This is a genomic window from Streptomyces sp. NPDC059373 (assembly GCF_042751495.1).
In the GTDB taxonomy this organism is placed as follows: Bacteria; Actinomycetota; Actinomycetes; order Streptomycetales; family Streptomycetaceae; genus Actinacidiphila.
On sequence record NZ_JBHYXC010000001.1, the window covers coordinates 159,961 to 177,839 of the forward strand.

The following is a 17,879-nucleotide window of genomic DNA, read 5'->3' on the forward strand; positions in this document are numbered from 1 at the left end:
CACCTGGGGCCGCCTCTCGTATTGTCACCGGCGTCAGCCAATCGCGAGGGGGCGCTCATGCTTGCCGCGCTCGGGTTCGGCGCTGCCGACGAAGAGATCTATCGGCACCTGATCGCTCGGGCGAGCGGAACCGCGGGCGAGCTTGCCGCCGACAGCGGCCGGTCACCGGCGGAGGTTCACCGGCTGCTTTTGGCGCTGTGCGAGCTCGGCCTCGTCACTGCCGACCCCGGGGGACCCGCGGAGCCGACAGACCCTGCGGGGCCTGGCGTTTCCGCGACAGGGGCCATGCCCGTGTTCATCGCCGCCCCGCCCGCGGTCGCGCTCGGCGCCGCGCTGCGCCGGCGCCGCGACGAGCTGCGCGACGCGGAACTGGATCTGCTCACGCTCACCGAGCTGCACCGGGTCGCGGCCAACGTGCGTGCCTCAGGCATCATCGAGGTGATCACGGACACCAGTGCCGTCCGGCACCGGTTCGCGCAGATCCAGGACTCCGCCCAGCGCGAGGTCCGGTCGATGATGGTGCCCAACCTGAGTGTGGTGCCGCACAGGCAGAACGACGCCGGTCGTGCCGGCGTACGCCGCGGGGTGCTCTACCGGGCGATCGCCGCGCGCGAACTGCTTGCGCAGCCGGGCATGGTGGGCGATGTGCTCGCAGGCATGGCCGAGGGCGAGCGGGTGCGGGTGGCCGACTCGGTGCCGGTCAAGCTGGTGATCGTCGACAGCGCCGTTGCCATGGTGCCGCTGTTCTCCAGCCGCAACACGGCCGCCGCTTCGATCCTCGTGCATCCCAGCGGTCTTCTCGACGTGCTGATGGCGTACTTCGAGGCGGCGTGGGAACGCGCCTATCCCCTGTCGCCGAACACGCTCGGCGACGGCATCACGGAAACCCGGACCGGCGAGATAGACGAGTTCGACGCCCGAATCCTGGCCCTGCTGCTCGCCGGGCTGACCGACCAGGCCGCCGCGGGGCAGCTGCGCATCTCCCGGCGCACCTACCAGCGGCGCATCTGCGACCTCATGGCCAAGGCGGGAGTGGACACCCGCGCCCAGCTGGGTTGGCACGCGGCCCGCAGGGGGTGGGCGTGATACGCCCGGTCGGATCCTCGGTGCCGCCCGACCCCCTCCGCGGCAGGTCGGACGGCCTTCCGTAAGATCAGCTGCACGTTGAATCGGAACGCTGACCACAACACTCCCACCTGCAGAGACGGGCGAGATCGCGCCTGCCCAACGCGTCACTGTGCCTCCTGGCCAAGGCTCAACTGAACCAGCGGACGCTCACGAACGCCGGTAAGGAACGGATCATCCGTGGGGACGGCCCACGCCTCGGCGGAGACCCGATGGATGTTGACCTCGCGACGCAGCCGCCGGGACACCCCCTCGGCGAGGTCGAAGAGTGTGTCCGCATCGGGATCGCCCACCACGAGGACATCGACATCAGCGGGCGGCGGCCCTGCCTCGCCGTTGTACCGCGCGGCCCAGGAGCCGTAAATGTAGGCTCGCTGCACGCCTTCGAGTCCCGTCAGCGCGTTGGTGAGCAAAGGCATGGGGCCGAAGGAGACCGACGTGAGTTCGCTCAGCGGGCGGTACAGCGGCATATCCGTACGGGCCTTGACGAGAGCGTGCGCCCTACTCGCCGATCGGTCGGAATGCCACCGTCAGCCAACCGGTCGACCTCGCGCAGGACAGCCGTGGGCGTGGTTACAGTCAGCAGTCAGTCGCTCACCAAGACAGCATGACCGCTTCCCGCGAGAGCACGCCCGAGGGTCTGCGCCACGTCAGCGCGGAAAACAGAAGAGGCCGGACTCAGAGAGCCCGACCCCTCCCGACCTGCACATTTGACGGAATACCTACCGTACGGTGAGTCACACCCAGCCATTGTGTACACATGGAACATCCGGTACCTTTGAGCTCATGACGCAGATGCCCATAGAGTCCATCCGCGACGTCCGCGCACACCTGGCCGAGGTTGTCGAGCGCGCCGATCGCGACGACCAGCCGACCGTCATCACACGACGGGGGAAAGAGGTCGCCGCCGTCGTGTCGATCGATGTCCTGCGCAAGTACCAGCAGTGGGAAGAGCGCGAGATCAATCGCATCATCGACGAGCGCATGGCGAACCGCGCAGCCGGAGTCCCGATCGAGGACGTCATGAAGGAGACTCTGGCACGCAGTGAGTGAGTACTGCACCGTCTTCCGGCCTGAGGCGCAGGCTGAACTGCGCAAGATTCCGCGCGACATGGCCCTGCGCATCCTCGCCAAGCTGACGGAGCTGGAGAGCGACCCCCTGGGCTTCAACACCACCGCACTCGTGTCCCAGCCCGAACGCCGCCGTCTACGAGTCGGCGACTACCGCGTCGTCTACACCATCGACAACGGGGAGCTGGTGGTGTGGGTCGTCCACGTCGGACATCGCTCCACGGTTTACGACACCTGAATTCCCTGACTCAGGGTGAGCCGGTGGGCATGGCGGATCTCCCAGCCGAGGCCGATGGCGAAGGTCTTGTCCGGTTCGCGGCGAACGCCTCGTAGACGTTCCACAGCGGGCAGGTGCCGCCGGCGCGGGAGAAGTGGAAGCCGGTGGCGGACTGGCGTTTGGACATGCACGGCGGCCAGCATGTGCGGCCAGCGCCAGATGAACGACGGGTTGAAAATGACGCGCATCCAGTCCGTGGGCTCGAACCGGCCGTGGACGAGCTTGAATCCGGCGGGCGTCTGCATCCACGAGTTCGCCGCGATGATCCACGTGGACGACAGGACGGTGCCCACCGACACCATCACGGTGGACACGAACATCGTGCCCTTGCGAACGCGGCCGTCCCCGTAGAGCAGGACGCCGATGAAGCCGGCCTCGACGAAGAAGGCCGTCACGACCTCCATGCCGATGATCGGCCCGATGATCGGGCCCGTCTTCGCGCCGTACACGCCCCAGTTGAGACCCATCTGAAAGGTGATGACGGCTCCGGCAACCACACCGATCCCTTTCGTAAGGGCGGGTTCAGGCGTCGACGACGGGAGTGGCGGCCGACGTGGCCTTGGTGAAGCGCGGCAGGGCGGCGGCGCCGACCGCGAGCAGGGCGACGATGCCCATCTGTACGTACTCGACGCCGGCGAAGGCGTGGGCGACGTTGTGCGGGGCCAGGGTCAGGTAGAGGGTGCCGAGGGTCGCCACCCCGAGAGCCAGTCCGCTCTGCTGCAGGGTGATCAGCACGCCGCTGCCGATGCCGCCGAGGTGCGTGGGGACGTCGGCGAGCACGCTGCGGAACAGGCCGGCGAACAGCATCGACTGTCCGGCACCGACCAGGGCCAGCGGCACGGCCATGGCCCACAGGCTGACGTGCGGCCAGTTCCCGAGCAGGACCGCCACCAGCAAGACAAGTCCGGCAAGTTGGACGACGGCGCCGGCGGACAGGGCCGCCCTGCCGAACCGTGTGATCAGGCGGGGCGCGACCAGGGAACCGGCGAAGAACAGCAGGGCCATCGGCAGGATCGCCAGACCGCTGTGCAGGGCGTCGACGTGCAGGCCGTTCTGGACCGTGAGGGCGAAGACGAACATGAACGCGCCGAAGCCGATGCTGAAGACGAACACCATCGCCAGGCCGCGGGACATCGACGGCAGGCGCAGCAGGGACGGCGGCAGCAGCGGCACCTCCCCGCGCCGCTCGGTGCGCTTCTCCACGACGTAGGTGGCGGCACCGAGGACGACCGCGACGGCGAGCAGCAGCCAGGTCCACCACGGCCAGCCAAGCGAGTGCCCCTCGGTCAGCGGGACCAGCAAGGCGGTCAGGGTGGCGGCGAACATTATGGTGCCGGGCAGGTCGATGCCGACCGGGTGGGGCGAGCGGGTGCTGGGCACGATCCGCGCCGCCACCAGGATCACGACCACGCCGATGGGCACGTTGACCAGGAAGATCGGCCGCCAGGAGGTCCCGGCGATGTCGGCGCTGACCAGCAGGCCGCCCACCAACTGCCCGACCACGGCGGCGATGCCGGAGGTGGCCCCGTACAGGGCCACGGCACGAGCCTTGCGTTCCCCTTCGAGGACGTGATGGAAGGTCGCCAGCACCTGCGGAATGAGCAGGGCTGCGGTGGCGCCCTGGACGATGCGGGCCGCGATCAGCGCCCCCACGGTCGGGGCGACACCGCAGGCCAAGGAGGCCAGCACGAAGCCCACGAGCGCCCCGAGGAAGATACGGCGGCGGCCGTAGCGGTCACCCAGCCGGCCGCCGAGGACCAGCAGGGTCGCGTACGCGACGCCGTACCCGGCGATCACCAGCTCCAGCGACGACGCCGAGGCGTGCAGCGAGGCGTCGATGCTGGGCAGGGCCACGTTGGTGATGAAGAAGTCCATGATCGGCAGGAACGCGCCTGCCAGCAGGATGAACACCCCGACCGGGTGCAGGCCCCCGGCGCGGGCCGTGGCATGGGGCGAGAGCGTCGTCGCCCCGGCATGCCGGGAGGAAGTGGTTGTCGTCATGACAGCCCCCAGAGAGCAGATGCTAGATATTATGAGCTCATAACTATGAGCCCATAAGGAGTATGCCCCCATAACTACTTGGCAGCAACCCCGTATCCTGGAGCCGTGATGGAGGACCAAGCGCACCAGACGGGCCCGACCGCAGGACCGGACCACGAGCAGCGGTGGGCCGAACTGGCCGACCTCGTGCTGATCATCAGCCGCGAGATCCAGTTCCGCGGCTACACCGACGAGCGGGCCGTCCCGCTGTCCCCGTCCGAGGGCATGGTGATGCGCTACCTGCAGCACGACCCCGACGCCCCGCCCAGCCGCATCGCCACCGCGACCGGGCTGCAGCGCACCAACCTCTCCACCATCCTGGGCGGACTGGAGCGCAAGGGCCTCGTCGAGCGACGCGCCGACCCGGGCGACGGCCGCGGCATCACCGTCCACACCACCGAACACGGACGCACCAACTACGCCCTCGTCCGCCAGGAATGGGCCGCAGCCGTCTCCGCGGCCGCCGGTCACGACGCCACACACCTCGACGCCGCCCTCACCCTGCTCACCGCCGTGGAGACCGGCCTGACCAGGACCCGACCCCAGACCCGCGCCGGACGTCCGGCAACAGGGGCCTGACCAGTCGGTGCGACCGACGCCCGCAGCCTGACCGACGCGCCACAGAAGTCGCTAATCGTTACTCCTGCCAACCCATCAGACGAGCCCGCACATCACGTCACGCGCGCCCTGGCCGCCAGCCTCTCCCCAGGCTGATCGCGGTGGCGCGGTCGGCGAAGTTCGGGCGGGGCGAGGAGACGCTGGCCGATGCGAGCGTCCGCGACACCTGGGAGCTGACCCCGGGTCAGCTCACGCTGGGCGGAACCGGCTGGACGGCGCTGCTCGACAGTGCGGTGGAGCACTTCCGCGACGAGTTCGGGCTTCCGCGCGGCTCCCGTCTCCGTGCCGAACTGTCGCGGTGCGGCAGTCCGGGTTCGGCTGCTTCTCAGGTCGGGCGTAGCGCGCTATGGCGTCTGCGTGGCTGCCAGCGGGAAAGTCAGGTTTGGACCACTTCAGCGCAAGGTCGAAAGAGTCGCGCTGGACCTTCAGTTGAGCTCGAGCAAGCGCAGCTGCGGTTCGGCCAGGAATCTCATGCCGGGGTCTTGCGGATCGAAGTTGCTTATCTCCTTTATTATCCGCATCCGGTATCTGAACGTGTTGGGGTGCAGGTGCATCTTCTCCGCGGCCGAGTTCACGTCGCCGAAACTCTCCGGCCCGACAGCGGCGGCGGGTCACAGCTGAGGGACGGCCACTTCCTGCTTCTCTTCATCGGCCAGGGCGTCTCGCGCTCGGCGACGGCCCGAACACCGCCGCGACCGCCTGCTGGCCTGGTCCTGACGAAGGATCCGGCCGCCGTGGCTGGTGGGCGCTTTCGCGTTCGCGCCGCCGTTCGTGGCCACGTTCGTCGTCGCTTCCCAGCCGGAGTTGGCCTCGGCGGGGAAGCGGTCGACGGCGGTCAGGCGCCGGGTGGCCTGGTTGCCGCTTGACCTGCGGCGACGACTTTTCGAGCCTCACAAGGTGACGAAACGTCAGCCGATCCGGCACGGATCGAGCAATGGGCACCGCAACGGGGTCGGCCCCAACCGGGCCGACCCCAGCCCACCTGCACGTTCGCCAAATCACCGCACCAACACTACGGCGGGCACTAAACGTTGAAGCGGAACTCCACCACAACCCATGTGACCTGCAGAAATGCGACGTCATCCCAGCACCGTCCCAGCACGGGATTCGCGACAATGTACGAGAGAGCTCGGGATAGCCGACGCTACACAACAGCGCCAGCAAGGGGCCAAGGTCCGAGGGACTTCTCCGCAACGTCTGTTCAGCCTGATCGCGCCCCCAACTCCCTTGCCGCGCCTGCCATCCGCCACTCACAGCGGCCAGGCGGTCAGCAAATCGCCGGGGCCGTAGGTGGCGTCAAGCCCCGGACAGTCGACTGCACTGCGCGAAACCGCCACGACTGGAACTGGTTCGTCGGTGAGGGCGGCCCGGTGCCGATAGAGAGCGGCCAAGTCGTGCCGGTCGAAGGGCGACTGCTCCAGCCACTTGATGGAGCCAACGAAGAACAGCTCTTTGGCAATGGGGGCGCGGTCCGCCCCGACGATATCGATCTCGACGTCGTTGGTGCGGGTCCAGTAGCCACCCACTGCGGGGGCTGCGGGGAGCTGATCGTCGGGCAGTATCCGGGCCAGCGCCTCGCGGATGAGCGGCTCGATCGCCCGGCCGCGCCAACTGGTCCAGCTCTCCCGGATCCGCGCCAAGGTCAGATCGCCCCGCCCTCGTTCGATCTCCTCCATGGACGGGCCGAGCAGGTGCAGCCAAAACCGCAGGTAGGGATCCGTCACTCGGTAGCGGCGATCCTTCGACGGACGCAGCGATACGGGCAGCTCCGCAGCGACGATCCGCTTGTCCGTAAGCAGCTCCAGCGCTCGCTGCAGGGGGGTGGCCCCGATTCCGCCGGCTGCACGGGCGATATTGGTGAAAGTCCGCTCGCCACTGCCGATAGCCGCCAGCACCGTACGCGCCTGAGCCTGCGGAGGGAATTCGGCAGCCAGCGAGCGCTCGGCCGACACCAGCAGGGCCGAGACCGGGTCACTCAGCGCCTCACCGAGGAAGTCCCCCAGCCCTGCGCCCTGCGGCCACTCCGCGCAGATCAGCGGCAGCCCGCCGGTGACCAGCGCGGCATCGAAGGCTTCCGCCGGATCCAGCCCGAGCATCTGCCCCACCTCGGCGGGGTTGAGCGGTCCCAGCACCATCTCCCGGCCGCGCTGATGGAAGGGTCGTCCATAGCTGTTCAGCGCCTCCATCATCGACAGATCGGAGCCGATGAGAACCAGCAGCACTGGCTTGGTTTCCAGAACCCGATCCCAGGCCCGCTGCAGCATCCCCTCAAAGGCGCCGGCGGTATCCATCAGGTACGGCACTTCATCGATGACCAGCACGCTCGCCCGGTCGGCGGGCAGCGCCGCGGCCAGCACATCGAACGCGGCATCCCAGTTTTCCGGCCGCGCGGCGGCCACCAGCCCAGCCAACGGCAACGTCGACGCTTGGGCGTCCCGGGCCAGCCGTGCCAGATCATCCCTGGGGGACGCGCCAGTCGCCGCATAGAACAGGAACGGGGCTCCGGAGCGCTCCGCAAACCGCTCGACCAGTCGCGACTTGCCCACTCGGCGCCGCCCACGCAACATCACGCACCGACCGGGGCGCTCCCCGCCAACCCCTGTCGCTACCTTCTGCAGCTCTCGCTCCAGTGTCGCCAGCTCCCGCCGACGGCCTACGAAATCCACCACGGTCGACCCCCATGGATGACACTAACGGAAATGTTAGTAACATATACGTTACTAGGTCACCTTTGCCAACCCAACCCACGGGGTCGGCCTGGTGGTGAAGTTTGCCCCGCACCACCACAACCGGACGACCCCGCCACCCGGACGCTGCCGCACGCCCGGCTGAACGATCATTTTCGGATCAGGGATCCAGCAGCCGTCACGGACATCGACGACCATGTCAAGCCCACCCGAAGTCAGGGCCGGGCTGCGAACAGGTCGAGCAGGTCGCGGACGGCGGCAGGCATGTCGATCTCCGCCGGGTCGAGGAGCCACTGCAACTGCAGTCCGTCCATGGCGGCCACCAGGAGCACCACCGCGCGCTCGGGAGTCAGGCCGCCGGGCAGCTCGTCGCCGTACTCGCCGCGGATCGTATCCACCAGATGACGCCGCACCTCGCGGAAGCGCTGTTCGAAGAACGCCCGGGCCGGATGGCCCTCGGTGACGCTCTCGCCGGCCAGGACGGTGTACAGCTGAACCACCCCGGGGCGGCTCGCGTTGTACTCGACGAGCTGTTCCAGCTGTGCACGCTTCCAGCCGGGCGAGGCGGCCGCGGCCCATTGGGCGTCCCAGCGGTCGCGGGCCTCCAGGACCCCGACCAGCAGTGCCTCCTTGCTGGGGAAGTAGTGCAGCAGCCCCTGCTGGGTGAGACCGGCCCGCCGGGCCACCGCGGACAGCGAGGCACCCTGGTAGCCGCGCTCGGCGACCACCTCCATCGCGGCGGCGAGGATCTCCTCGCGCCGCTCGCCGGTACGCCTGCCGCTGCCCTGTCGTGTCACAGGGCCGACCTTACGACCTCGAGGGGGAAGGGAACGGGCCGAACAACGCGGAATATAACTAAAACATAACTACCCCTACCGACCACTCGGTAAATATGTGCAGAATGGTAGCTGCGGGCCGACGTGTTCCCACGACGGCCGCACCGTATCCGGCTGTCCCACCATCCGGCTGTCCCGCAGCTTCCTCGACGAAGAGGAGGGCCCCGTGCCCCACCGTCCCGTCACCCCCAGCAGCACCCCCGCCGACACCGCCCGCGAAGCCGCCGTCGAGGCCGCGCTTGCCCGGCTCGACCTGCCGTCCAAGACCCGGCTGCTCGCCGGCCAGGACATGTGGACCATCCCGGCCTTCCCGGAGATCGGCCTGGAGTCCCTGGTGATGTCCGACGGCCCGATCGGAGTACGGGGCACCCGCTGGACCGCCGCCGACCCGTCCATCGCGCTGCCCTCCCCCACCGCGCTCGCCGCGAGCTGGGACCCGGAGCTGGCCCGCCGTACCGGGCGGCTGCTCGCCCAGGAGGCCCGCCGCAAGGGTGTGCACGTCCTGCTCGCCCCCACCGTGAACCTCCACCGCTCCCCGCTCGGCGGCCGGCACTTCGAGACGTACAGCGAGGACCCGTACCTCACCGGCGTGATCGGCAGCGGCTACGTCCGGGGCGTCCAGGAGGGCGGGGTGGGCACCACCGTCAAGCACTTCGTCGCCAACGACGCCGAGACCGACCGCTTCACCGCCAACAACATCCTGGACGCCCGCACCCTGCGCGAGCTGTACCTGGCACCCTTCGAGGCGATCGTCGAGAACGCCCACCCGTGGGGCATCATGTGCGCCTACAACTCGGTCAACGGCACCACCATGTCCGAGCACCGCTACCTGCAGAACGAAGTACTGCGCGGCGAATGGGGCTTCGACGGGTACATCGTCAGCGACTGGACGGCCGGCCGCGACACCAAGGGCGCGATCGAAGGCGGCCTGGACGTGGCCATGCCCGGTCCCAGGAACGTGTACGGTCCGGCCCTCGAAGCCGCCGTCGCCGCCGGTGAGGTCGCCGAGGAGACCGTGGACGAGGCGGTACGCAACGTACTGCGGCTCGCCGCCCGGGTCGGCATCGTCCAAGGCGCCGAGGGCATGGTCGCCCCCGCCGACCTCCCGGCCGGGATCGACGGCGAAGCACTGGCCCGTGAGGTGGCCCGGCGCGGCTTCACCCTGGTCCGCAACCACAACGGCGCGCTGCCCCTGACGCGTACGGACAAAGTCGCCCTGATCGGACTCGCGGGCCGGGACGCCCGAGTGCTCGGCGGCGGCTCGGCCACCGTCTTCCCGACCCACGTCACTTCCCCCTTGGAGGGGCTGCGCGCCGCGCTGCCCGCCGACAGCCAACTGACGTACTCCATCGGCAATGTGCCCAGCACCGACCTGGACGCCGCCGAGCACGGCTTCGACCTGACGGTGACCGGATTCGACGCGGCCGGGGACAGGCTCGGCACAGAGGTACCGCCGATCGGCGCGGTGCAGTGGTTCGCCGGCGGCTTCCCCGACGGCATCGACTACGCGAATCTGCACAGCGCCGTCATCTCCGGCACCTTCACCCCGCGTGTATCCGGCGCCCACCGCTTCGGCACCAAGGGCCTGGGCGTCTTCAAGCTCACCGTGGACGGCACCGTGCTGTTCGACGGCGAGGTACTTTCCGAGAGCGACGACCCGTTCACGGACTTCTTCGCCGCACCCCGCGAGGCCGGTGTGGTGGAGCTGGCCGAGGGCAAGCCGGTGGAGGTCTCACTGGAGCATGTGCCGTACAAGCCCGAGGGCGTCCCCATGGAGGTGATCAGCTTCACCCTGGCCCACCTGGAGCCCTCCGCCGACGACGACACCCTGATCGCCGAGGCCGTCGCCGCGGCCCGGGCCGCCGACAGCGCGGTGGTCGTGGTGTCCACCACCGCCGCCGTGGAGTCCGAGGGCTTCGACCGCACCGACCTGCGGCTGCCGGGACGCCAGGACGACCTGGTGGCAGCCGTGGCGGCCGCCAACCCGAACACCGTGGTCGTGGTCAACGCCGGGTCCCCGGTGGAGATGCCCTGGCGTGACTCGGTGGCGGCGGTCCTCCTGACCTGGTTCCCGGGCCAGGAGGGTGGCTCCGCCCTGGCGGACGTGCTGCTCGGCGCCGAGGAGCCGGGCGGCCGGCTGCCCACCACCTGGCCGGTGCGCTTCGCCGACGCCCCGGTCACCGAGGTGGCGCCGCGCGCCGACGGCACCCTGCCGTACGACGAGGGCCTGTTCATCGGCTACCGGGCCTGGGAGAAGCGCGGCGTCACACCCGCGTTCCCCTTCGGCCATGGCCTGGGCTACACCGACTGGGCCTACGAGTCGATCGACCTGGAGGGCGCCACGGCCCGGATCCGCGTGCGCAACACCGGCACCCGTACCGGCCGCGAGGTCGTCCAGGTGTACCTGGCCCCGGTCGATGACACGGTGCAGCGCCCGGTGCGCTGGCTGGCCGGCTTCGCCTCTGTGACGGCGAGCCCCGGCGAGAGCGTCGAGGTGGCCGTCGAACTGCCGCGCCGCGCCTTCGAGATCTGGGACGAGGCCGCCCACACCTGGACCCTGGTGCCGGGCTCGTACGAGGTGCAGGCCGGCCGCTCGATCGCGGACCGGCGCCTGACCGCGGCCCTGCGGGCGTAACCGCCCGCCCCGATACCGGTCCGGGGGACGGACCTGACCCCGTCCCCCGGATCACCGCCGTCGTGCGGAACGGATGTGGCCCGTACCGACTTGACCGGTACGGGCCACATCCGTTCCGTTGTGTTCAGAGAGTGAGGCCGTGGCCGTAGTGGAAGAGGGGGGCCGCGGTGTCGGAGGGAACGTCGGGGCGGGATGCCTCGACGTCCTTCATAGAGCCGGGCATTTCGAAGGGGAGGCGGCCTTCGGGGGCAGCCCGGCCGAAGACGACGTCGAGGAGGGCTTCGGCGCTGGCACCGTAGTTGCCGATCAGGGCGGCGGAGGGCTCGGCCAGCTCGGGGACCACGGCGGGGCGCTCCAGGTAGAGGTCCACGACGGTGGGGACGGCCTCGGCCAGGGCGAGCACCGGGGCGAGCTCCTCGGCGGTGAAGTCGAGCCGACCGTCGTGGAAGAAGGACTCGAAGCGGCCCTCGCGCTTGGTGTACGGAGTCCGGAGGCGGACCACGGCCAGGTCCGCGTCGGCCGGGTCGGCGACGACCCTGCCGTAGCGGGCGGCCACCGACTCCTCGATGCCTTCCACATAGAGGCGCAGTCCCTCGGCGGCCGGCAGGGGCGCGTCCTGGTTGGTGAGGACGGTCAGGGAGCGGCGCTGGGCGTCCAGTCCCGCCGCCCTGAAGTCCGGGCTGCCGCCTCGGGGTCCACGTACGGATTGTCGAAGAGGCCGAGGGTGAACTTCTCGGCGAGCAGGCGGCGTACGGAGGTGTCGATGCGCTCCTCGGACACCAGGCCCCGGTGGACGATGTCGACAATCACCTGGGGGCAGGCCTCCCCGCCGAACTGGTCGCAGCCGGCCTCGATGACCCGGGCCGCCCGCTCCTCGCGGGTCGCGTGCTCAAGGCCCCAGGCGCGCGCCTCGTGCGGCTCGCCGAAGATCACCGAGTCGCTGATCAGGCCCCAGTCGGTGCAGACCACCCCGTCGGGTCCTCGCCGCCGCCCAGCAGGTTGAAGTGGCTCATCAGGCGCCGGTCCACGAAGTCGGTGGCGGTGGCCACCACGACCTGCTCGGAGTCCTCGGCGAGGGTGCCGTCCGCATTCATCGTGGTCATGGTCTGGAAGAGCAGTCCTGCCTTCTCCTCCAGAGTCATCCGCCCCACCAGGTCCTCGACCCGGTCCCCGACGGGCAGCGCGGCGTCCCAGTACGGGTGGGCGTCGTCTCCGGTGCCGCGTACGGGGGCGTCTGCCGGGCGGAAGGTGCTCAACTCGGTCTCGATTCATACGGTGGGGCGGTGCGGTACGGAAAAACGGGCCCGCCCCCACGACGTCAGGTCCGTGGGGGCGGGAAGCGGGACTACTTCGCGGAACGGATCAGCTGCATCGCTCCGGCGCCGAGCAGCGCGGCCACCGCGCCGACCAGGAACAGCAGCGTGTAGTTGTCGCTTTCGGCGCTGCCCACGGCCAGCAGCAGCGGCGCGTACATCGGGATCAGTGACTGCGGAAGGGCGTTGGCGATGTTGAGGACGCCCATGCTCTGGGCGGCCTTGGCCGGGTCGGGCAGGACCTTGGCGGACAGGGCGATGTCGACGGCGAAGTACAGGCCCTGGCCCAGGCCGCTGATGGCCGCCCAGACGAACAGCATAGACAGGGTGTCGGCGGTGGAGTAGCCGACCAGGGCGCCGGTGATCACGATCGCGGCCGCGATCACGAAGGGCTTGCGGCGTCCCGAGCGGTCCGACAGCCAGCCGCCGGTCGTCGCGCCGAGCACGGTGGTGGCGGTGCCGACCACGGTGAGGAGGGTCATCTTGGCCACCGCATCGGCGATGGAACAGTCGAAGCGGCCCATCAGGAAGTACAGCTGGTAGCTGCTGACGGACAGGGCGCCGGTCATGAGCAGGAAGCGGCCCGCCCAGTTCCAGGCGAAGTCCTTGTGCTTGACCGGGTTGACCCAGAAGCTGCCCGCGAACTCCTTGACGGTGTAGCGCTGGACACCCGCCTTGTCGGCGGGCTTGTCCAGACCCTTCAGGGCCCACACCAGGAAGGCCGCGCCAGCCACACCCATGGCCGCCGGGACCATGAACATCGCCACTTGGCTGTCGATGAAGGCGTTGGCGAGCAGCGAACCGGCCACGATCGCCACGTTCAGCATCATCGAGAAGACGCCGGAGACCCGGCCGCGCTGGTGTTCGGGCACCAGGTCGGGGATGACCGCGGTGATGGAGGCGGTGGAGGCGTTGATGCCGAGCTGGGCCAGTGCCCAGCCGAAGGCGATCACCGGGATGGCGGTGGAGGTCGCGATCAGCAGGAGGCCGATGGAGCCGAGCAGGACGCCGCCGATGATCCAGGGCCGACGACGGCCGAAGCGGCTGGTCGTACGGTCCGAGAGGGCGCCGAAGAGCGGGGCCGAGATCAGGGCGAGGACCGCGCCGACGCCGGCCACCAGGGACAGCGAGGCGGCGCTGTTGTCCGGGTCGACGGTGGCGATACGGGCGGACAGGGTGACGATGGCCGGGGCCAGGATCGCGGTCGAGACGCCGAATTGGCCGGCCACGAGAGCGGCGATCAGTTTGCCGGGGGCGCCGGCAGCAGTAGGCGCTGGAGGAGCGGCGGCCTTCGCATCGATGACCGCCATCGCGGCCTCCTTGGGGGACGGTGTCGGCCTCGTTGCCAACTTGTGAAGTCACCGTACGGAACAAAACTTGCATGCGTACAGGTTTCTTATGAGTGATCTGGATCACATGCTCAAATCGTTATCTATTAGGGCAAGTCGCCCTGGCGTAGGGTGACGTCATGCCCGCAAAGCCACAGGATGCACGCCTCATTAGTTCCGTCACGGAGCAAACTCGTCGTACCGGATACGCGGTCGGCGAGGCCCGGCGGCGGCGCATCCTGGAAGTGGCCATGGAGCAGTTCGCCGAGTGGGGCTACCACGCCTCCTCCATGCCCCGGATCGCCAAGGCCGTGGGCATCACCACCACCGGGCTCACCCACCATTTCCGCACCAAGGAGGAACTCCTGGTGGAGGTCCTGCGGGAGCGGGATCGCGAAGATATGGCGTACGTGGAGAACTTCGACCTGCACGGCATCATCACGCTGCAGGCCCAGGTGGAACTGGCCCGGGTCAACGCCGAAAGGCCGGTGCTCATCCGCCTGTTCACCGTTCTCGCCGGCGAGGCGGGCAACCCGGACCACCCCGCGCACCACTACTTCCGACAGCGCTACGAATCGGGAATCGGCATCCTGGCGACCGGCCTGCGCGAGTCCATCGAACAGGGCATGGTGCGGCCCGAGGTGGACCCCGAGCGGGTGGCCCGCGAGTCCATGGCCATGATGGACGGCCTGCAGATCCAGTGGGGCATCAACCCCGAGCGGGTGGACCTGGTGGAGGCCACCAGGTCCTATATGGACGACCTCTGCCGCCAGATCACCGTCGACGGCTCCGGCCTGCCCGACCGCCCGGCACGGGAGTGACAACCCGGCACGGACGGCCCAGCGGTCAGTAGCGACAGCGGGCTGCGAGCATCACGATTTCCTTGTCCGTGACCAGGTAGACAAGGCGGTGCTCGTCGTCGATCCGCCTCGACCACGCCCCGGGCAAGTGGTTCTTCAGCGGCTTGGGCTTGCCGATCCCCGTGAAGGGGTCACGCTTGACGTCCTCGATGAGCTTGTTGATCCGGGCGAGCATCTTGCGGTCGTTCTTGTAGCGGAAGCCCACGAGAAGGTGCTCACCCTCCCCGAACCGGTCGATCCATCGCGGACAGGAGTCGAAACGACCTGCCCGATCGAATCCGCCCAGACCGGCAGGGTCCAGTCCGCCGCGCCCGCACCGGCGGCCACCAACCACTCGGATCCACAACGGCGAGCCGAGCACCCTTACCGCTCGACCACGAATACGCCCAGCGTGGCCTGAACCAACTGACAGCGCCCCAAAGGACCCACCATGGAACGACCTGCACCGCTGACGTGGCAGCGCACCCTCCTCGCTTGACAGGTGGGGCCGACCCGATTCGGGCCGACCCCACCTGACCTGCATGTTTGCCAGATCATGGACGATCTCTTAGTGCGCGTTCTAGACGTTGAAGCGGAACTCCACCACGTCGCCGTCCTGCATGACGTAGTCCTTGCCCTCCATGCGGGCCTTGCCCTTGGCGCGGGCCTCGGGGACGGAGCCGCATGCGACGAGGTCGTCGAAGGAGACGATCTCGGCCTTGATGAAGCCCTTCTGGAAGTCGGTGTGGATGACACCGGCGGCCTCGGGGGCGGTGGCGCCCTTCTTGATGGTCCAGGCGCGGGCTTCCTTGGGACCGGCGGTGAGGTAGGTCTGGAGGCCGAGGGTGTCGAAGCCGACGCGGCCGAGGGTGGCCATGCCGGGCTCGTCCTGGCCCATGGACTGCAGGAGTTCGAGGGCCTCGTCGTCGTCGAGCTCGATGAGCTCGGACTCGATCTTGGCGTTGAGGAAGATGGCCTCGGCGGGGGCGACGAGGGCGCGCTGCTCGTTCTTGAAGTCCTCGTCGGTCAGCTCGTCCTCGTCGACGTTGAAGACGTAGAGGAAGGGCTTGACGGTGAGCAGGTGCAGCTCGTGGAGGAGCTTGCCCTGCTCGGTGCCGGCGGAGATGCCGGCGGAGAAGAGGGTGCGGCCCTCCTCGAGGATCTTCTGGGCGTCCAGGACGGCGGCGAGGACGGCCGCCTTCTCCTTCTGGAGGCGGGATTCCTTGGTGAGGCGGGGGACGGCCTTCTCGACGGACTGCATGTCGGCGAGGATCAGCTCGGTGTTGATGGTCTCGATGTCGTCCTTGGGCGAGACCTTGCCGTCGACGTGGACGACGTTCTCGTCCTTGAAGGCGCGGATGACCTGGCAGATCGCGTCGGACTCGCGGATGTGCGCCAGGAACTTGTTGCCCAGGCCCTCACCCTCGCTCGCGCCGCGCACGATGCCGGCGATGTCGACGAAGTCGACCGTGGCGGGGAGCTTGCGCTGCGAACCGAAGATTTCGGCCAGCTTGTCGAGGCGGGGGTCGGGGACACCGACGACGCCGACATTGGGCTCGATAGTGGCGAACGGGTAGTTGGCCGCCAGCACGTCGTTCTTGGTCAGGGCGTTGAACAGGGTCGACTTGCCGACATTCGGCAGGCCGACGATTCCGATCGTGAGCGACACGTGACGACTTCCCGTAGCGATGTAGGTGGAGACGCCCAGTCTACGGGCCTCGGCACCTGGCCTCCTATCAGCTTCGAACACTCGCCCAGGGGAGGTGAAAAGGCGTGTCCTGCCCCTGTTCTTCCCGGTAGCCGTGCCTACTTTTGGTACGTGGAGCATCACAGCACGCACACGAACGCCGGCCGGCTGCCGCATCCCCGCGACACCGCAGCCGCAACCCGCCGCACGCCGCGCCCCCCGGCGGCGCGGCTGACCCGTTTGCGTGGGCCGCGCGGCCCACGCCGGCTGGAGCCCCGGCTGACCGCGCTGGGGACCGGGCTCGGCCTGACGGCGGTCGCGCTGGGCAGCGCGGCGCTGGACGCGCTGGTCTTCGGGGAGCCGGGGGTGTTCTTCGGGGTGGTGTTCGTGCTCGCATGCGTCGCGGCGGCGCTCCTGGTACGCCCCTACGAACTGTCGGCGGCCCCGATCAGCGCGCCGATCGCCTTCACGGTGGCCGTCGCCGTCACCGCCGACAGCGGAACCGGCGGCGTCGCCGGGCACGCGATGGGCGCGGTGACGGCACTGGCACTGCTGACGGGCTGGCTGTACACGGGGACGCTGCTGGCGGCGGCCATCGCGGGCGTACGGAAGGTGGCCGACGTACGGAAGGCGCGGCGCCGTCCGGACCGGGCAGCCCAGGCCTAGGCCTGGGCCACCGCGGCGGCAGCGGCCATGGCGGCGCCGACGATGCCGGCGTTGTTCTGCAGCGCGGCGGGGACGATCTCGGCGCGGACGCCCTGGATCAGGGGCAGGAACTTGGACGCCTTACGGCTCACACCGCCGCCGATGACGAACAGTTCGGGCGAGAAGAGCATCTCCACGTGGGCGAGGTACTTCTGCACCCGGTGCGCCCAGTGCTCCCAGGTGAGGTCCTCGTCCTCCTTGGCCTTGGTGGAGGCCTTCTTCTCGGCGTCGTGGCCGTTGAGCTCCAGGTGGCCGAGCTCGGTGTTGGGGAGCAGGCGGCCGTCGACGAAGACCGCGCTGCCGATGCCGGTGCCGAGGGTGAGCATGATGACGGTGCCCTTGCGGTCGCGGCCGGCGCCGAAGGCCATCTCGGCGAGGCCGGCGGCGTCCGCGTCGTTGAGCAGCGTGACGGGGGCGCCGACCCGGTCGCTGAGCAGCTTCTGGGCCTCCAGGCCGATCCAGCGCTGGTCGACGTTGGCCGCCGTCCGAGTCGTACCGGCGGTCACGACACCGGGGAAGGTCGCGCCGATCGGGCCCGACCAGCCGAAGTGCTCCACGACCTGGCCGACGCAGTCCGCGACGGCCTCCGGGGTCGCCGGTTGCGGGGTCAGCACCTTGTAGCGCTCGTCCGTGAGGTCGCCGACCTCAAGGTCCACCGGAGCACCCTTGATGCCCGACCCGCCGATGTCCACACCGAAAACCTTCATGGGACAACGCT

19 protein-coding genes and 2 pseudogenes are annotated in these 17,879 nt (G+C 69.2%); 8 read left to right on the forward strand and 13 right to left on the reverse strand.

Annotated elements, in window-relative coordinates:
• Positions 1 to 57 precede the first annotated feature (57 nt).
• Positions 58 to 1,086 (forward strand): helix-turn-helix domain-containing protein, encoded by a 1,029-nt coding sequence (locus ACFXJ5_RS00725; protein ID WP_384624926.1) that lies wholly within the window; start codon positions 58 to 60, stop codon positions 1,084 to 1,086.
• Positions 1,087 to 1,232: 146 nt separating this feature from the next.
• Here the strand turns inward: ACFXJ5_RS00725 and ACFXJ5_RS00730 are convergent, their stop codons facing one another.
• Positions 1,233 to 1,595: a hypothetical protein gene (locus tag ACFXJ5_RS00730; RefSeq protein ID WP_384624929.1), complete on the reverse strand. Its 363-nt coding sequence runs from the start codon at positions 1,593 to 1,595 to the stop codon at positions 1,233 to 1,235.
• Between the two features lie 316 nt (positions 1,596 to 1,911).
• Here ACFXJ5_RS00730 and ACFXJ5_RS00735 point away from each other — a divergent pair, with 316 nt between their 5' ends.
• Together ACFXJ5_RS00735 and ACFXJ5_RS00740 are read left to right on the forward strand one after the other, a co-directional pair.
• A complete protein-coding gene (locus tag ACFXJ5_RS00735) occupies positions 1,912 to 2,178 on the forward strand; it encodes a type II toxin-antitoxin system Phd/YefM family antitoxin (protein WP_384624931.1) in 267 nt (88 codons plus the stop codon).
• Positions 2,171 to 2,434, forward strand: coding sequence for a type II toxin-antitoxin system RelE/ParE family toxin (locus tag ACFXJ5_RS00740; protein ID WP_384624934.1), 264 nt, complete (start codon positions 2,171 to 2,173; stop codon positions 2,432 to 2,434). Before ACFXJ5_RS00735 ends, ACFXJ5_RS00740 begins: the two co-directional genes overlap by 8 nt.
• Here ACFXJ5_RS00740 and ACFXJ5_RS00745 read toward each other — a convergent pair.
• The 3 genes and pseudogenes from ACFXJ5_RS00745 to ACFXJ5_RS00755 form a co-directional block, all read right to left on the reverse strand.
• Positions 2,428 to 2,672, reverse strand: a pseudogene (locus ACFXJ5_RS00745) (short-chain fatty acyl-CoA regulator family protein); the annotation flags it as partial. The gene ACFXJ5_RS00740 and the pseudogene ACFXJ5_RS00745 overlap by 7 nt on opposite strands.
• A pseudogene (locus tag ACFXJ5_RS00750) lies at positions 2,656 to 2,940 on the reverse strand (cytochrome ubiquinol oxidase subunit I); the annotation flags it as partial. The pseudogenes ACFXJ5_RS00745 and ACFXJ5_RS00750, both read right to left, overlap by 17 nt.
• A 55-nt stretch (positions 2,941 to 2,995) precedes the next feature.
• Positions 2,996 to 4,474: an MFS transporter gene (locus ACFXJ5_RS00755; RefSeq protein ID WP_384624937.1), complete on the reverse strand. Its 1,479-nt coding sequence runs from the start codon at positions 4,472 to 4,474 to the stop codon at positions 2,996 to 2,998.
• A gap of 108 nt (positions 4,475 to 4,582) precedes the next feature.
• Between ACFXJ5_RS00755 and ACFXJ5_RS00760 the strand changes: the two genes are divergently transcribed.
• Both ACFXJ5_RS00760 and ACFXJ5_RS41235 read left to right on the forward strand, forming a co-directional pair.
• Positions 4,583 to 5,092 (forward strand): MarR family winged helix-turn-helix transcriptional regulator, encoded by a 510-nt coding sequence (locus ACFXJ5_RS00760; RefSeq protein ID WP_384626491.1) that lies wholly within the window; start codon positions 4,583 to 4,585, stop codon positions 5,090 to 5,092.
• Between the two features lie 140 nt (positions 5,093 to 5,232).
• Positions 5,233 to 5,997 (forward strand): hypothetical protein, encoded by a 765-nt coding sequence (locus ACFXJ5_RS41235; protein ID WP_459253976.1) that lies wholly within the window; start codon positions 5,233 to 5,235, stop codon positions 5,995 to 5,997.
• A 384-nt stretch (positions 5,998 to 6,381) separates the two neighbouring features.
• Here ACFXJ5_RS41235 and ACFXJ5_RS00770 read toward each other — a convergent pair whose 3' ends face one another.
• Positions 6,382 to 7,800 carry an ATP-binding protein gene (locus tag ACFXJ5_RS00770; RefSeq protein ID WP_384624940.1) on the reverse strand — a complete coding sequence of 473 codons (1,419 nt, stop codon included), beginning with the start codon at positions 7,798 to 7,800 and terminating at the stop codon, positions 6,382 to 6,384.
• 233 nt (positions 7,801 to 8,033) lie between these two features.
• Entirely contained in the window at positions 8,034 to 8,615 is a 582-nt protein-coding gene (locus tag ACFXJ5_RS00775; RefSeq protein WP_384624943.1) for a TetR/AcrR family transcriptional regulator, read from the reverse strand.
• Between the two features lie 205 nt (positions 8,616 to 8,820).
• On the opposite strand from ACFXJ5_RS00775, the gene ACFXJ5_RS00780 reads away from it, so the two are divergent.
• Positions 8,821 to 11,289, forward strand: a complete 2,469-nt coding sequence (locus tag ACFXJ5_RS00780) for a glycoside hydrolase family 3 protein (RefSeq protein WP_384624946.1) — start codon at positions 8,821 to 8,823, stop codon at positions 11,287 to 11,289.
• Positions 11,290 to 11,413: 124 nt separating this feature from the next.
• On the opposite strand, the gene ACFXJ5_RS00785 is transcribed toward ACFXJ5_RS00780, so the two are convergent.
• The 4 genes from ACFXJ5_RS00785 to ACFXJ5_RS00800 all read right to left on the reverse strand — a co-directional run bounded on the left by ACFXJ5_RS00785 (position 11,414) and on the right by ACFXJ5_RS00800 (position 13,912).
• Positions 11,414 to 11,866, reverse strand: coding sequence for a glycoside hydrolase family 3 C-terminal domain-containing protein (locus ACFXJ5_RS00785; RefSeq protein ID WP_384624949.1), 453 nt, complete (start codon positions 11,864 to 11,866; stop codon positions 11,414 to 11,416).
• A gap of 56 nt (positions 11,867 to 11,922) precedes the next feature.
• Complete coding sequence (locus ACFXJ5_RS00790; RefSeq protein WP_384624951.1) at positions 11,923 to 12,258, reverse strand: hypothetical protein; 336 nt, start codon at positions 12,256 to 12,258, stop codon at positions 11,923 to 11,925.
• Positions 12,234 to 12,545: a hypothetical protein gene (locus tag ACFXJ5_RS00795; protein WP_384624954.1), complete on the reverse strand. Its 312-nt coding sequence runs from the start codon at positions 12,543 to 12,545 to the stop codon at positions 12,234 to 12,236. The genes ACFXJ5_RS00790 and ACFXJ5_RS00795 overlap by 25 nt, the downstream gene beginning before the upstream one ends.
• A gap of 89 nt (positions 12,546 to 12,634) precedes the next feature.
• Entirely contained in the window at positions 12,635 to 13,912 is a 1,278-nt protein-coding gene (locus tag ACFXJ5_RS00800; RefSeq protein ID WP_384624956.1) for an MFS transporter, read from the reverse strand.
• A gap of 158 nt (positions 13,913 to 14,070) precedes the next feature.
• On the opposite strand from ACFXJ5_RS00800, the gene ACFXJ5_RS00805 reads away from it, so the two are divergent.
• Positions 14,071 to 14,751 carry a TetR family transcriptional regulator gene (locus ACFXJ5_RS00805; RefSeq protein WP_384624960.1) on the forward strand — a complete coding sequence of 227 codons (681 nt, stop codon included), beginning with the start codon at positions 14,071 to 14,073 and terminating at the stop codon, positions 14,749 to 14,751.
• Between the two features lie 25 nt (positions 14,752 to 14,776).
• Here the strand turns inward: ACFXJ5_RS00805 and ACFXJ5_RS00810 are convergent, their stop codons facing one another.
• The gene (locus tag ACFXJ5_RS00810) at positions 14,777 to 14,995 is read right to left on the reverse strand and encodes a Txe/YoeB family addiction module toxin (RefSeq protein WP_384624962.1); all 219 of its coding nucleotides are present in this window, start codon (positions 14,993 to 14,995) and stop codon (positions 14,777 to 14,779) included.
• A 354-nt stretch (positions 14,996 to 15,349) separates the two neighbouring features.
• Positions 15,350 to 16,438, reverse strand: coding sequence for a redox-regulated ATPase YchF (ychF, locus tag ACFXJ5_RS00815; RefSeq protein ID WP_384624964.1), 1,089 nt, complete (start codon positions 16,436 to 16,438; stop codon positions 15,350 to 15,352).
• A 150-nt stretch (positions 16,439 to 16,588) separates the two neighbouring features.
• Between ychF and ACFXJ5_RS00820 the strand changes: the two genes are divergently transcribed.
• Positions 16,589 to 17,122: a DUF6542 domain-containing protein gene (locus ACFXJ5_RS00820; RefSeq protein WP_384624967.1), complete on the forward strand. Its 534-nt coding sequence runs from the start codon at positions 16,589 to 16,591 to the stop codon at positions 17,120 to 17,122.
• Here the strand turns inward: ACFXJ5_RS00820 and ppgK are convergent.
• Positions 17,119 to 17,868, reverse strand: coding sequence for a polyphosphate--glucose phosphotransferase (gene ppgK, locus ACFXJ5_RS00825; RefSeq protein WP_384624970.1), 750 nt, complete (start codon positions 17,866 to 17,868; stop codon positions 17,119 to 17,121). The genes ACFXJ5_RS00820 and ppgK overlap by 4 nt on opposite strands.
• Positions 17,869 to 17,879 lie beyond the last annotated feature (11 nt).